The 13191-nt window shown below is 50.1% G+C and carries 15 protein-coding genes; 6 read left to right on the top strand and 9 right to left on the bottom strand.

Features of this window, described 5'->3' with window-relative positions:
* Nucleotides 1-29: 29 nt before the first annotated feature.
* From VFO10_RS10720 to VFO10_RS10730, 4 genes are all read right to left on the bottom strand, one after another.
* Nucleotides 30-1880 carry a fasciclin domain-containing protein gene (locus VFO10_RS10720; protein WP_325139870.1) on the bottom strand — a complete coding sequence of 617 codons (1851 nt, stop codon included), beginning with the start codon at nucleotides 1878-1880 and terminating at the stop codon, nucleotides 30-32.
* A gap of 403 nt (nucleotides 1881-2283) precedes the next feature.
* Nucleotides 2284-2709: a DUF4917 family protein gene (locus tag VFO10_RS31400; RefSeq protein WP_414697020.1), complete on the bottom strand. Its 426-nt coding sequence runs from the start codon at nucleotides 2707-2709 to the stop codon at nucleotides 2284-2286.
* A complete protein-coding gene (locus tag VFO10_RS10725) occupies nucleotides 2604-3023 on the bottom strand; it encodes a hypothetical protein (protein WP_325139872.1) in 420 nt (139 codons plus the stop codon). The genes VFO10_RS31400 and VFO10_RS10725 overlap by 106 nt, the downstream gene beginning before the upstream one ends.
* 114 nt (nucleotides 3024-3137) lie before the next feature.
* Nucleotides 3138-3869: an SDR family oxidoreductase gene (locus VFO10_RS10730; RefSeq protein ID WP_325139874.1), complete on the bottom strand. Its 732-nt coding sequence runs from the start codon at nucleotides 3867-3869 to the stop codon at nucleotides 3138-3140.
* A 708-nt stretch (nucleotides 3870-4577) separates the two neighbouring features.
* Here VFO10_RS10730 and VFO10_RS10735 point away from each other — a divergent pair.
* Entirely contained in the window at nucleotides 4578-5501 is a 924-nt protein-coding gene (locus tag VFO10_RS10735; RefSeq protein ID WP_325139877.1) for a hypothetical protein, read from the top strand.
* 66 nt (nucleotides 5502-5567) lie between these two features.
* Here the strand turns inward: VFO10_RS10735 and VFO10_RS10740 are convergent, their stop codons facing one another.
* Nucleotides 5568-6041, bottom strand: a complete 474-nt coding sequence (locus VFO10_RS10740; RefSeq protein ID WP_325139879.1) for a VOC family protein — start codon at nucleotides 6039-6041, stop codon at nucleotides 5568-5570.
* A 112-nt stretch (nucleotides 6042-6153) separates the two neighbouring features.
* On the opposite strand from VFO10_RS10740, the gene VFO10_RS10745 reads away from it, so the two are divergent.
* Entirely contained in the window at nucleotides 6154-6660 is a 507-nt protein-coding gene (locus VFO10_RS10745; RefSeq protein WP_325139881.1) for a MarR family transcriptional regulator, read from the top strand.
* Nucleotides 6661-6988: 328 nt separating this feature from the next.
* Here VFO10_RS10745 and VFO10_RS10750 read toward each other — a convergent pair whose 3' ends face one another.
* The gene (locus VFO10_RS10750; protein ID WP_325139883.1) at nucleotides 6989-7234 is read right to left on the bottom strand and encodes a hypothetical protein; all 246 of its coding nucleotides are present in this window, start codon (nucleotides 7232-7234) and stop codon (nucleotides 6989-6991) included.
* Nucleotides 7235-7616: 382 nt separating this feature from the next.
* On the opposite strand from VFO10_RS10750, the gene VFO10_RS10755 reads away from it, so the two are divergent.
* Nucleotides 7617-8015, top strand: coding sequence for a hypothetical protein (locus tag VFO10_RS10755; protein ID WP_325139885.1), 399 nt, complete (start codon nucleotides 7617-7619; stop codon nucleotides 8013-8015).
* Nucleotides 8016-8465: 450 nt separating this feature from the next.
* Nucleotides 8466-8810, top strand: a complete 345-nt coding sequence (locus VFO10_RS10760; protein ID WP_325139887.1) for a hypothetical protein — start codon at nucleotides 8466-8468, stop codon at nucleotides 8808-8810.
* Between the two features lie 288 nt (nucleotides 8811-9098).
* On the opposite strand, the gene VFO10_RS31405 is transcribed toward VFO10_RS10760, so the two are convergent.
* Both VFO10_RS31405 and VFO10_RS10765 read right to left on the bottom strand, forming a co-directional pair.
* A complete protein-coding gene (locus VFO10_RS31405; RefSeq protein ID WP_414697021.1) occupies nucleotides 9099-9308 on the bottom strand; it encodes a DUF6933 domain-containing protein in 210 nt (69 codons plus the stop codon).
* Nucleotides 9309-9341: 33 nt separating this feature from the next.
* Nucleotides 9342-9491: an integrase core domain-containing protein gene (locus tag VFO10_RS10765; RefSeq protein ID WP_414697022.1), complete on the bottom strand. Its 150-nt coding sequence runs from the start codon at nucleotides 9489-9491 to the stop codon at nucleotides 9342-9344.
* Nucleotides 9492-9936: 445 nt separating this feature from the next.
* On the opposite strand from VFO10_RS10765, the gene VFO10_RS10770 reads away from it, so the two are divergent.
* On the top strand, nucleotides 9937-11421 hold the full coding sequence (locus VFO10_RS10770; RefSeq protein WP_325139889.1) for a hypothetical protein: 1485 nt from the start codon (nucleotides 9937-9939) through the stop codon (nucleotides 11419-11421).
* A 12-nt stretch (nucleotides 11422-11433) separates the two neighbouring features.
* Nucleotides 11434-12609 carry a hypothetical protein gene (locus VFO10_RS10775; protein WP_325139891.1) on the top strand — a complete coding sequence of 392 codons (1176 nt, stop codon included), beginning with the start codon at nucleotides 11434-11436 and terminating at the stop codon, nucleotides 12607-12609.
* 278 nt (nucleotides 12610-12887) lie between these two features.
* Here the strand turns inward: VFO10_RS10775 and VFO10_RS10780 are convergent.
* Nucleotides 12888-13191, bottom strand: a 304-nt coding sequence (locus VFO10_RS10780; RefSeq protein WP_325139892.1) for a hypothetical protein, incomplete at its 5' end; no start/stop codon positions are given.

Here is a 13191-nt window from a genome sequence, read left to right on the forward strand (position 1 = left end):
GTAAAAAGGGGCCTTGCGGCCCTTCAAGCTTAGTGAGACTTCGGAAGCAAAACGCTTTCGATCGGGTAAACGATACCGTTTTCAAGATCCAGACCAGGCAGCGGCAGACAGATGCCGTTCACGAAGAGGTGCGAACCGAAGCGGGCAATCTTCAGCTTCTGGCCATTGGCCGTGGTGAGGAAGCGGCTCGATTTAAGGGCCTTGGCATCCAGACGGCCAGGTACTGCGTGGTAAGTCAGGATATTGGTCAGAGCCTTCAGAGTTTTGGCATCGAGCTGATCCAGACTTTTGACGCCACGCGAGCGGAAGAAGGCATGGAACGCGGCGTTGGTCGGTGCGAATACGGTGACTTTGCCTTGGGCGATGACTTCCGTCAGGCCGGTGCGGGCCAGAAGATCACCGAGGATGGAGAAGTTAGGGTTGGCCTTCACAGCATCAACGATATTCGGTTTGGTTTGCGGCAGTGTGAATCCAGGAGGAACCAGCACTGTGTCGATGACATGCACGACGCCGTTGCTGGCGAAGACATCGGTTGCGACGATCTGCGAGTCATTGATGAAAGGTTTGCCGTTGCGCAGGCTGATGTTCAACGCAGGACCAGCGGCGCTGGTCAGTGTGGGACTTTGCAGAACCTTTTCAGCTGCGTTCGTGCCCGCCACGACATGATAGAGCAGAACCTGCTGCAGCGCCGCCTTGTTGGACAGAAGATAGTTGACGACAGCTTGGGGCAATTTTGCAAAAGCCGCGTCGGTGGGAGCAAAGACGGTGAATTCCCCGTTCTTCACAGCATCAACCAATTCCGCTTTGCCCAAAAGAGTTTCGAGTGTCGAAAACTGGTCGCCGTTGACGACAAGGTCCACAAGGTTGGGAAGTGTGGGCGCGGAAGGCAGCTGGAATCCAGGGGGCACGAGCACGGAGTCGATCACGTGCACAACGCCGTTGCTGGCCAGCACATCGGTTGCGATCAAAGCCGAATCGTTGATAAAGGGTTTGCCGTCGCGCAGATTCACGTCCAGCGTGTCGCCGTTGGCAGCGGTCAGAGTTTCGCTGGCCAGGACAGCTTCAGCTTTGGCCGAACCGGCAACCACGTGATAGAGCAGCACATCACGCAGAGCTTCTTTATTGGATAGTAGATAATCCACCACAGCCTTGGGCAGTTTCGCGAACGCGGCATCAGTAGGAGCCAGAACTGTGTACTCGCCTGACTTCACAACATCCACCAGATCAGCCTGAATCAAGAGAGCTTCGAGAGTCGAGAACTGCTCGCCTTCCACAACCAGATCCACAAGGTTGGGGAGCGCAGGGGTTGCAGGGATTTCAAATCCAGGTGGTACAAGCACAGTGTCGATGACATGCACCACACCATTGCTGGCCAGGATATCGGTCGTGATGATGCCGGAGTCATTGATGAAGGGTTTGCCATCACGCAGGTTCACATCCAGAGCCTTGCCGTTGGCAGCAGTCAGGGTATCACTGGCGAGTACGGCTTCAGCTTTGGCCGAACCAGCGACCACATGATAGAGCAGCACATCGCGCAGAGCGTCTTTATTCGCAAGCAGATAATCCACGACAGCCTGGGGCAGCTTGGCGAACGCGTCGTTGGTCGGTGCCAGAACTGTGAACTCACCCTTTTCCACGACCGAAACAAGATCGGCAGCCGTGAGCAGGCTGGCGAGTGTCGAGAATTGTTCATTGCCCGTTACGAGTTCGACCAGATTTTTCCGAGTGGCTGCATCGGCAAGCCTGGCTTCAACGTTTGAGCTGTTGCCTTCGGATGGAGCAGGAGCGGAATCCGAGCTTTGTGACGAGCATGCGTTGAGACCCATGACTCCTGCCAGCATGAGGGCGAGGAATTGTGGTCTTTGAAGCAATCTAACCATCGCGAATCTCCTTCGTACGATTGTGAATCCATAACCCTTTGTTCACAGGTCTGTGCGGTATGTGAGCTGACCACTTTATTGCATAACCTGTGCACTGAAGAGGTTATATCTTGTATACGGAAACCCGTCAATAGAATTTGTTATCTATTCGTTTTTATTAAATATTATGTCATGCAGATGTGATTTTGTGAATTTTTATGGCCAAATCTTGTATACGGGATACAAAGTGAAGGGGCTAAATTTTTGCGTCCCTCATTAGCCTCTCCCTCAGCACCGGAGCGTTTGCCAAACCCAAGGCTCCGACTCTGAGTCCCGCCGAATGTAAAATTCTCGGGCAAACAACGATCATCTATGATTACGCCACTGATTCCTGGCAGTGCTGCGATTTCAGCAATCCCAAGGACTACATGTGTGGAACGACCTCGGCCCCGAAAAGACGGACTGTGGTTTCGGGGGATAATACGTCCCCTCCGAAGGGGTCACATGAGGAATTAAAAAAGAATACCCGGGACTGTAGTGATGCGAGATCACGTTTTATCCTGGAGCAGCTTTCAACGATACGGGCCTGAAGTTTGAAAAATTCAATTCCATCCCGCGAGCCATAGCAGCCAAAGTAGATAGCTTTGAGAGATTCGTTTTCTAAAAGAGTGTCCAGCACATGGTCATCGTTTTCAAAGGACACTCCGAACGTCACAAGTGTGCCGTCCTGCGTTTTGAGTCGCCTTAGGCTCTCATGCAAATATCGGGTTTCATCGGTTTCAATATGGGCTTTTTTACGTGCCGCTGTGCACTCGCTGACGACATGACAGGAGCCCTTTTCGATATCCAATTCAATTTGCTCGAAATCGGCAGTGGAATGTTTAGTAAGGCTATGAGCTTCTCGGTTTGAGGAGCATTCTGCGCGATTTCTATGGACACCGATAGCTTTTCAAGAGCTTTTTCAAACTGATTCTCGCTGATTTTCAGAAGAGCCTCATCAAGCGCGTCGAGCCTGGATTGACAACAGCTTACAAGGTTATCCCAATCGAATTTTCTGCCATACTGCGGCAAGGCCCGATTGAAACCATTGCCGATTAATATGGAAACGTTTTGATGGGTGCCTGGCAGTTCGAACAGCGGCTCCTCGAAAAATTTTCCTAGCATGGTCTGTCCTCGACTCGGGTTATCCCTTCATAAAACGCTTCGAACCCGTGGAAGGCAAGCTGGGAACATAACCTCCGAAATACTGTGCACAGACCCAATGGGTAAGCCGACTCCTTAGCCTCGATTCATAGCCTCAAAAATCCCATCCAATTCCTGACGCGAAGCCAGGCTGCTGCGCAGCGAGCTTCCATAGGCGATTTCCTTCCGGCCTTCCCTTAGTCCAAGGATGGCTGCATCACAGAATTCTGCCAAAGGCACTCCGAAATCATGCAAACCCTTGCCGCCAAGATCAGTGTTGACAGCAGGCGGAATGATTTCGATGACCTCAATGCCGTCCTTCTCGAGGGCCATCCTGAGGGAAAGCGTATAGGAATGCAGAGCCGCTTTGCTCGCGCAATAAATCGGCATCATGGCCATGGGCACAAAGGCAAGGCCCGAGCTGACATTGATAACCGCTGCTGCGGGCGACAGACTGAGATGAGCTGTGAGCAGCCGGGTGAGATGAATAGGCGCCTCCAGATTGATGGCGAGCTCTTCATGTGTATGGTCCCATTCTTCATTCGTAGTAAGTGGGACACGACGCTGAATGCCTGCATTGTTGATAAGGATATTCAATTCCGGGTATTTTTGCACAACTGTCCTGGCCAGCTGCACGCGTTCTTCAGGATGGGATAGATCACAGGCGATGTATTCGAGTTGAGGATAATCATGAACGGCGCGGGTGAGCTTCTCTCGATTCCGCCCGCAGAGGATAACTCTATTTTCCGACATCAGACGTGTCGCCAGGCCAAGGCCGATTCCTGATGCGCCGCCTGTGATCAATATGGTATTCCCGCTCAATCGCATTGCAAGACCTCCTTTTACGTAATCGGGGGGATATTCCCATGGTATCCCGGTTGAATTCAATCATTTCCTGCTTTGAAACCCAAACGTGCTCAACTATAATCAGTCGATAAGAATCCATAGCTGGAATGCTTGAAGGTTGACATGCCTATGCGTTATACCTTTCCTGTTTGGGTTTACCTTTTCGTCCTTTGTTTGAAGTCGCCTGCCTATTGCGCAGATGAATCCGCAGAGAAGAGGGCGAGTCAAACATGGTCTTTTGAGGGTTCATCGGTCGGCTGTGGACCAATCGTGTGTATTATGGCAATAGAAATCACTGGAAACTGGATGGTCATAGTCTGGCTGTGAGCTATAGGAAATTTTTCGGCAACTCGTTTTTTGGCGAGGCCGGCCTGCTCGCCGAAACGTTGAGGGCCTAGGCTCCGACTTATGCTCGCTTTGATGAAATCGTCGAAACGGAAGATTTTGGGCGGGCTCAGCGTTTGGCTATGGTGATTCAGTTGGGAAACCAGTGGCAGAGGGAATACAAGAAGAGTTAGCGATACCTTTTTTCGTTCGTATTTGCGTTCCTCGTCCAATCTCGGACTTCGCTTGTCCTTGGGATGGGCCATTCAAAGCTTACAGGAGGTAAGGCTTGGGCCAGCGTCTCCAGTTTGCTGGTGGAAGATCCGATAAGTCACCGTTCTGAGTGAAGACCATTTGGAGATTTCTATGCAAGGCCGCTTCCCAAGAGGAGCATTCATAATCCTGGCACTGGCGCCTTTCCTTCTTCAATGCACACACGGCACGTACAAGTATGCGGGCCAGTTCTATAGTAGCGACGGTCAGCTGCGTGGATCGTTCGATGCCGTCCATGTTCAGCCGCACTATAGCAATGCCGCCGGCTGCGCGCTGACATTCTTCGCTTATGGGGGATGGTGCTGGAGCTATCTCTTCGAGCCGACGAGTGGGGTCGCGCTTTCGGCCTATGAAGCCACTCAAGCAGAACTGTCGGCCAAATTCGGTCGGGCTATTATGCTTTCTCCCATCCCTCCGGTCCTCTTGAATTGGGGGCAGGGGATTCAGCCGCATATTAATTATCAGCTGACGCAAGGTAAAGAAATCGCCGCTTCAACCAAGGCGCCAGCAACGGAACCGGCGGCGGCCGCTCCGGAACCTGAAAAACCGCAGGGAACGCCGGAATACGGTCGGATCAATCCTGCGGATAACGTGGCATCTCGCTCGAATTTGCAGAATCAAACCGGAGTCAAGTTACTCCTTCCTTTCGTTCTTGGACTTGGATTGGGTTTTGAATACGTGAGCCCGTTTAAAACGTCGGTGGAAGTGGGTGCAGGTATCGTGGTGGGGAATCATCGCGGTCTGTTTCAGCAGGTCAAGCATCCCTTGATTCAGACCCGCTACAATATTTTGAAGGTCGGCGCGGCCGTGGCGCAACTCCAGACGCCGAAGGTGGAAGAGAAAGAGAATCCATCGGATAAATCCCGATATTATTTCTATAACGAGAGTTCATACGGCCTTGTTCTTGAGCTGGAATCCAAGGATATGCCTTCGTTTCAATTCCTCTACTTTCTCGATAAGTTCGAATATCAGATCACGCCCTTCGTGCTCAATTTTGTGATTCCTCTCCGCGATTGAGATCTGGAAAGACCTGACGGTGCAGAGTCCATTACGCGAAACTGCACCTAGGGGATCTACGATTCCTTATTTTGACCAGGCCCCGTTGAAAAACACCAGCCGATAGCCATCAGGATCCTCAAAGGTGGTGCCGCCTCGGTCCCAGTAGGGATTGAAAGAGCGCTTTGCAGCAAATCCTGCCCGCTTCATGCGATTCACAGCCGCGTTATAAGCATCCTTATTCGGAAGATAGAACACAATCAGGTTGTCTTCGGACGGGGCATTGGGAACTTTGTGCCCTTTCTTCAGCGTGAATTCGAAGTGATAGGGCGCGCCTTCCTTCCCGAACATCATGCCGTCGAATCCCTCATGATTATCAAACTGCCCAATGACATCCAGACCCAGGCCGTCCCGATAAAAGGGAATGAGGCGTTTAAGGTCGTTGGTGGGTCGTGCGACGCGCAGTGTTGGCATGATTCGCGCTGATGGCGGCCACGCTTCGGCAGCTGCGGATGGTGTAATGACAGAAAATAATTGGATTAAAAACGCATAGATCTTCACGTTAGACCTCCTTACCTCATTAGTTTGACATTAAATATTTTGACTTCAAACTATTTTTTGAGAGAGGATAGGGTATCGGGGCCTTCAATCCCTCTCATAAGGAATTCACGCCATGAACTATCAGGATCTTCTGATGAAGATTGCGGGCGATTGGAAGGCCAAACGGCCTGATATGGATTTCGAGGACTCTCTTTTGATTCTCGCGATCCTGCGGTGCGCGGTCGAGTTGCAGACAAGAACCGAGGAGGTGTTCGTGCGCTTTGATTTGAATACGGCGACTTTTGGGGTTCTCGTCACGCTCTATCGGTCTGCGTCCCCGGAGGGTATGACGCCTGGAGAGATCAGTCGGCACGTATTGGTCAGTCCTGCCTCTGTTACGAATCGCCTGGATCGGCTTGTGGAACGTCGGCTTATTTCACGGCATCCCTCGGTTGAGGATCGGCGTGTGCAGTATATTCGGCTGACGGACGAGGGGACTGCGCTTGTCGAGACGGTGTTGCCTCTGCACCTTGAGAATGAGAGGAAATTATTGGAGGGTTTGAATCCGGCGCAGAAAGGAAAACTGAAGGGGCTGATTCTGGATGTGTTGGGTGATTTTCCTGTTTCTGAGTCCAGGTGAGGGTCTGGACTTAGGTTCCTGCTACTGAAGTGACGGAAGTGTTGTATAATTGTCGTTGAACTTGGAATGAGAACCAGTGGCCGCTGTGGGCCTAATTCAAAGCTCGCGACAGAGTTGAGGCTTCAAGATGAAACTGCCAGCTTTATTCATTGTCCTCGCCGTGGCTGCTTGTGGGTCTGGCGAGAGTGAGACGAAGGAGGTGCCTAAGGACGCCCTCTGCAAGACACTTAAGGACGGGTCCGTTCAGCGTTATGAGATTGCGCCCGAAGAGACTGCATTGCGTGAAGTCATGGCAAACATGGGCTTCGTCCCTTGCGAGTGATAAAATTTAGAGGCTCTTTTTTACTCCGGTAAGCTTCATCTTTCCGTTTTCTGTCCTTGTGAAAGATGCTTCCCCGATATACCCCGAGTCAGTACCAACTTCATTTTTCCATGACACGAGTTGTTCGAGAAGCTGTATGTCTTCGGCAAGGAAGTGCCTCTGCCAAGTCTTTGGATCGGAGGGATAGTAAGCGGCGGGGTTGACCCATTGTGTGACTTCGTCGCCCTTGCCGAAGCTGAGAGGACTTTTCATGTGTTGGACGGCTCCATTCGTCTGGCATTTCTGGCTCTGGGTCTCAACCAAGGTGATTTCAGAAATAGTCAGTTCGACCAATCTGTTGGGATTGTTTTTGTAGCAATAGCTTCCGCGTTGGTCAAAGGATGAACAAGATCCGGCTTGTGAAAACGTTTTCGACAGCGAGCAATTCTCTGCTGTTTTTTATTGGGAGCTCGCCGTCTGCGGTGCCGACGGTGCCAAGCTCTGACGATTTCCGGGCATCGGAATAGGCGTTGGTTCATTCAAGCTAACTAAATGATATAATTAGAATAAAAAACTCAGCCCGACTTGTCGATTTTCGCCTTCCCATTCGACTACTGTATGACTGATTTCCAAACCCACAAAAAGGAGTGCCGTTATGACCCAACAATTCTTCGTTAATTTGCCCGTCAAGAACGTGAAAAAATCGATGGAATTCTGGAAAGCCGTCGGTTACACCATCAATCCCCAATTAACTGGCGACGGCTTCACCTGCGTGACCTTCGGCGAAAACTTTTTTGCTATGCTGTTGGAGCATGAAAAATTCAATCAGTTTGCGCCGTCACCGATCGTCGATGCGACGAAGACCCCGACAGTGATTGTAGGACTCGGGTGTGAATCAAGGGCAGACGTTGAGAATAAAGTTCGGCGCGCTCTTGAAGCTGGAGCCAAGCGGCATGGAGAGCCCGAGGATCACGATTTCATGTACCAGGATGCCTTCGTGGATCTGGATGGCCATGGTTGGGCAGTGACTTACTTTGTGCCAGCGAAGCCTTGAATCCCTTTAAATGGTCGGAGTTGGTGAGTTAAGTCATGGATGAATGATTGAAGAAATGGGCACCTGCGGCTGATTGGATAATACAAACCTTCCATCCGCAGGGGCGAACACGCAAAGCTCCTGCCATGAAGAATTTACTTGGTCATGAAGCGAAGTAGAACGATCCCTCAAATTTTTTCTTACCGCAGACAAGATGAGAATGCATTCGCTTGCGATGTCGGATTCTTGCTCGCCGATATTTGCAGCAGTCGATGAGATTTTTATGCTAACTGGCTGAGCAATTATGTGTAAAAGTCTGGTTTTGACCTTACGATTTTTGGAATCAGATAGAATTTGCCCTGAAAATGAAGCCTAAGTGGTAGACGCCACCTTTCTGCTTGCACCTTGTTTGACCTATTGGGTTAATGGGCATATATAGTGTGAAAATTTGCTTTCGATAAGGGAAACTGCATGAAAAAATTCTTAGCAATCTTTATTGGTTCTGTTTCGCAAGAGCAAAAAAAAGCAGAAAAGCCTATGAGTCTAGAGAATCTACAAGCTGGAATGGCTGCTTGGGGGGAGTGGGTCAATCAAAACCAAAAATTCATCTTGGATATGGGAAGTCCATTGGGAAAAACCAAACGGATTGATCGAAATGGAATAACTCAATTTGAAAACCGAGATACAGCTTACGTCGTTGTTCAGGCAGAATCCCATGAAGCGGCTGCGAAGCTATTTTTAAATCATCCGCATTTCATGATCTTTCCTGGTGATTCTGTCGAGGTCATGGAATGCTTACCCGTGCCGGGAGCATAAAATCAAGCAATCTGTTCATCTGAGCAAGTTCTTCGCTGTATTTGCAATGACATTTGTCCGTCCAAGTGTCCGATGGAATCGCAACTCCGTTTCAAAGCTGTAAGATCAGAACCTACGTTCTACAGCTATGACTCCTCCATCCTTGGATATCTCATATTGTTGAGATACAGGGCCATACTTGAGATTTCTTAAGCTAGGGGTTTGTTTGATGAATTACTTCAAAACTCCCATCGAAGGCGTCGTTCTATCTTTCTGACTTGATCAACCTCAACTGCGTTGGCATCTTTTTCACAGTTGTTGGGCCACCCCAAAAACTTTCGCGGTCTCTTCGAGTGGTGAGGACATTCCTAGGGGGCTGCATGGTGTATCGCCCAAATGCCAAGTCATCTGATCCAACGGAACGCCATGATCCAGCATCGCGTCAAGGATATGCAAGAAGTCATTCATTGATCCCAGGAACTGCCTTTTTGCTGTTTTCGATATAACGACATCTTCCAACTCCGTGGGGTTGCCCCCGACAAAACATACACATCAATCAGCTGATATAGTTCGGCGATATTCTCGCGGTGACATCATCTTTAGGCCCTTGTGGGGGGCGTTTTCGTTGTAATCTTCAAACCATGCCGGCAGTTGACAGAGAATATCCTCTTCAGACTTCAGGCCACTAAGAAGCATCGTCAACTCTTTGAACTGGCTTCATAACGGTCTCTTCCAGATTGAGACGATGGAATAAGTTTGAACGGGATACTTCGAGAGTGTCAGAGATTCTTTAGACTGGTAGCAGATCTTCAATAATGCGGGACTGCTCAGCTGATAACTCATAAAGTTTCACAGGCGCCTCCATGCGCGTGGAACGCTATCCTACCGATCCTTGCGGATTCGTCAAACAGACCCTAACTGGATGGCATTCGTGCTGCTATGCTCAGGCCTTGAAAAGGCACTTTGATACTTAACGAAGAGACCCAATTTGGACCTCTGAATCACTGATCCCCAGACTCCCTACATTTGAACCTGAATTTCACCATTGACGACCACGCCATTTTAACGATAGAGGAGGGCTGCAAACCCAAGCGGTGCAATATCTTCAGAGCAGGCGTGTCATCCGGCCCTGACTGAACGATTGTCAATGACCTCACAAAAGGATTCAAACACTATGCTTTCGATGAACCGTCTCATCTGCCTGACCTTGCCTCTCGTTTCCCTGCTGATGACCCAGGCCTGCGTCGATGAAAAGGCCCGTTCTGACAAGAAAGAGCTGCAAAAACAGCTGGCTGACGAGCAGCGCGAGAGCGCAGACCTGCTCGCGGATAAGGCCAAGATTGAAGCCCAAAAAACACAGCTGGAACTGGATGCCGCACAAGACCAAGAAACAATTGAAACCAACAAAGCGAAAATTGATGAGCTGAACAAGTCGGAAGAAGAGAATAGAGCTGAGATTGAGAAGTTGAAAAAGGCCAACGAGACCCTCAAGGCGCAAGCTGATGCAAAAGCCGCGGATGCCGCTGATCTCCAAAAGCAAATCGACTCCCTGAACAAGACGCTCAAAGAGCGTGACGACGAAATCATTGCGAAAACCAAGGAAGTCAAGACCCTGACCGATGAGCTTACAACATCCAGAAGCAACGTTGATAACCTGACCAAAGAACTCAACGAAAAGAAAGGTGTAATCACGGCACAGGAAAAAACCCTGGCTGAGAAGACTGCGAAACTTGAGCAGCTGGAAGCCGAAAACGCTGTTTTGCGCAGCGGTGATCTCGCAGCTGCTTTGGAAGCGCAGCGCGCGGAAGTCGCGAAGCTCCAGAAAGAATTGGATGCTACGAAGGCCCAGGCGCAAACACTCACAGACAGTCTGGATGCCGAGACGAAGCGCAATGAAGAACTAAGCGCTAACATTAAAGCTCTGGATGCTGCGTTGAAAGATCTGAAATCCCAGGCTAGCTCAGTTCTGCTGTTTCTGAACCACATCGGAAATCACATGCTCTTCGCCGTTGAACCATCCGCGGCTCGCAAATATTATTCACTGCCTGACGGCGAAAACTGCACTTTCATCTTCCAATTCGATCCCAAGGTGGATTACATCCAAGGTTTGGCACGGAGCACCATCCCACGTTTTAACGATCGAACCATACTCCCCCTCAAAGGTGGCTATCAAAGGGTGGCTGTTTGTCAAAAAGGTGAAGAGATTCGCGCCCAGGTGGAAAAAGGTGCCATTTATCAAACCGCCCCCAACAATGATATGGGCTCCACAATACTCATGACTGGACGTGAAGCCACGTCTTGTGTTGACGTAACCAACGAACAAATGCAGAAAACACCCTTTACAGGTGCCTTCCAAGTCATTTACCCCTACCGTGGTTACATCAGTGGCATTGAGTCGGTAGATCTGATGCGCCCGACGCCAGGGATGCTTCGCCATAATATGGCCAACGCCATCGACGATTTTATGAGCGCCAACTGCAATGAAGTTGTGAACGATGGAATCGCCTCGGATCTGAGCGTCCTCGCGTGCCGCCTGGCACTTGGTCAGGATCCTCAAGTCAATGTGACAAAAGGTTGCTTCCAGGAAGACGTTGTCGGCGGAAAAACCGTACTTAATTTCATCAAGCGCTAAGGAATCATCACCATGAAACATATCTATATCAGCATTCTCTCTGTTATTGGTCTCGCCGCATGCGGCGCTCCCACTTCGAACAGCATCCTGGATGAAGCCTGGGATCAGAGCAATAATCCTGCAAAAATCGCAGGAATCAACTATGAGGCGGACTTCAGCAAACTCCCCTTGAAAGGTGACGCCGATCACAAGGGTTGGAGTGATAGCTACTGGCCCACCTACCGGGGTGGCATCGGCTACCGTTGGCAAACCGAAAAGGCCGGCTTCAAGATCGAGGATTTCAAGCAAAAGACTGGCGTTCGATTCACCACACTTTCTCCTGCCGAGAAATATGATGTTTTACTGAACGACAACAGCTTTCCAACCCTTGAAAGTGAGCGCGTACGTACCCTCATCATGAAAACCATTCCCGCTGTGGACGGCGAAAGTAATCCCGATTACGTAGCAGGCTACGAAATCCCAGGATGGGAAGGTCTTTGCCATGGCTGGGCACCAGCAGCTCTGAATTTCCAGGAACCGACGAAATCCGTGACGCGCAAACTACGCAACGGGAACAGCGTGACCTTCTATCCTGCGGACATTAAAGCCCTGCTGACTTATTATCAGCAGGAGCCTGGCAACCGCTCCACGCGCACCGATTTCGTTTCGCAACGGTGTAACGACGACTTTAAGGCCCTTAAAGCCCAGCTGGATGCAGGTGAGATCACACGCGCTCAATACAACAGCGCACGTGAGTCCAGCGCATGCCGTGATATGAACGCCGCCTCCTTGCACATTCTTCTCGCCAATGAAATCGGTGTGAAGAAAACCGGCTTTGTAGTGGACGTCACTCGTGACATCGAAGTCTGGAACCAGCCTGTTAACAGCTACCGCTCCAATGTCGTCAGCGAAAGCGACAAAGCCAGCGTGGGTGCCGCTCCTGGTACCGTAAAAGAAGTCACGATCCGTACCCGCATGAAATACAGCGTGGAAGTGGATTACAATAAATCCACTCCAGCGAACAGCGTCGCTGGCGTTGTTGAAAGCTACGCGGACTATGAGTACGTCCTGGAACTCGATGGCGCAGGCAAGATCATTGGCGGTCGCTGGATCAGTGAAGATCGTCCCGACTTCGCCTGGCGTGAATCCACCCCTGAGTTCCAAGGCCACTTCGGTCTTGTGAAGTCGATCTACGAAGCTTCCTATTAAAAAATGAAGGCCTTTCCAGCAGGAAGGGCCTTTCCCATTTCGAAGTACTACTTGAGGACGTCGCAAAGGCAATCGTCAAGCCCGGTTATGGATATCAGTCTTTTTTAAATTTCGACTTCGGGTGTTAATGATATCCAAATTACGTGCAGATGAATCAGTATGCCCCCGACTTCTCGAACTTAGAACTGCGATAGCTGAGGAGCCTCTGACCTTAACCCTCGAATAATGCGGTAAGTAAGAGAACGGAATTTAATGTAACGTCTGGAAAATTCCGTTCTTTATCGAAATGCCGTTCCTTTTCTTGAGCCCCAAAATCGCATCTTTTTCCCAAGGTTGAAATTTGCGCACGTTTGAGCGCACAAAATAAATTCGGTTGAAAATTTGTTGTGGGTAGCTAAGGTCGCCTGAAGCAGCTCAAGGCTGACTTTTGCTGATCGCAATACAATCTTCTTAGGAAAATTTTTCAGGAGGGGAATGTTGCGACTAAGAGTTGGCTTTTGGTGGAGCAGGGAGTTGGTACCTCCCTTTCCGCAGAAACCGGAGCCTGGCAATTTGGACAAAGCAGACCCCGACGCTCCAACT

The sequence above is a fragment of the Oligoflexus sp. genome (assembly GCF_035712445.1).
Lineage (GTDB): Bacteria > Bdellovibrionota_B > Oligoflexia > Oligoflexales > Oligoflexaceae > Oligoflexus.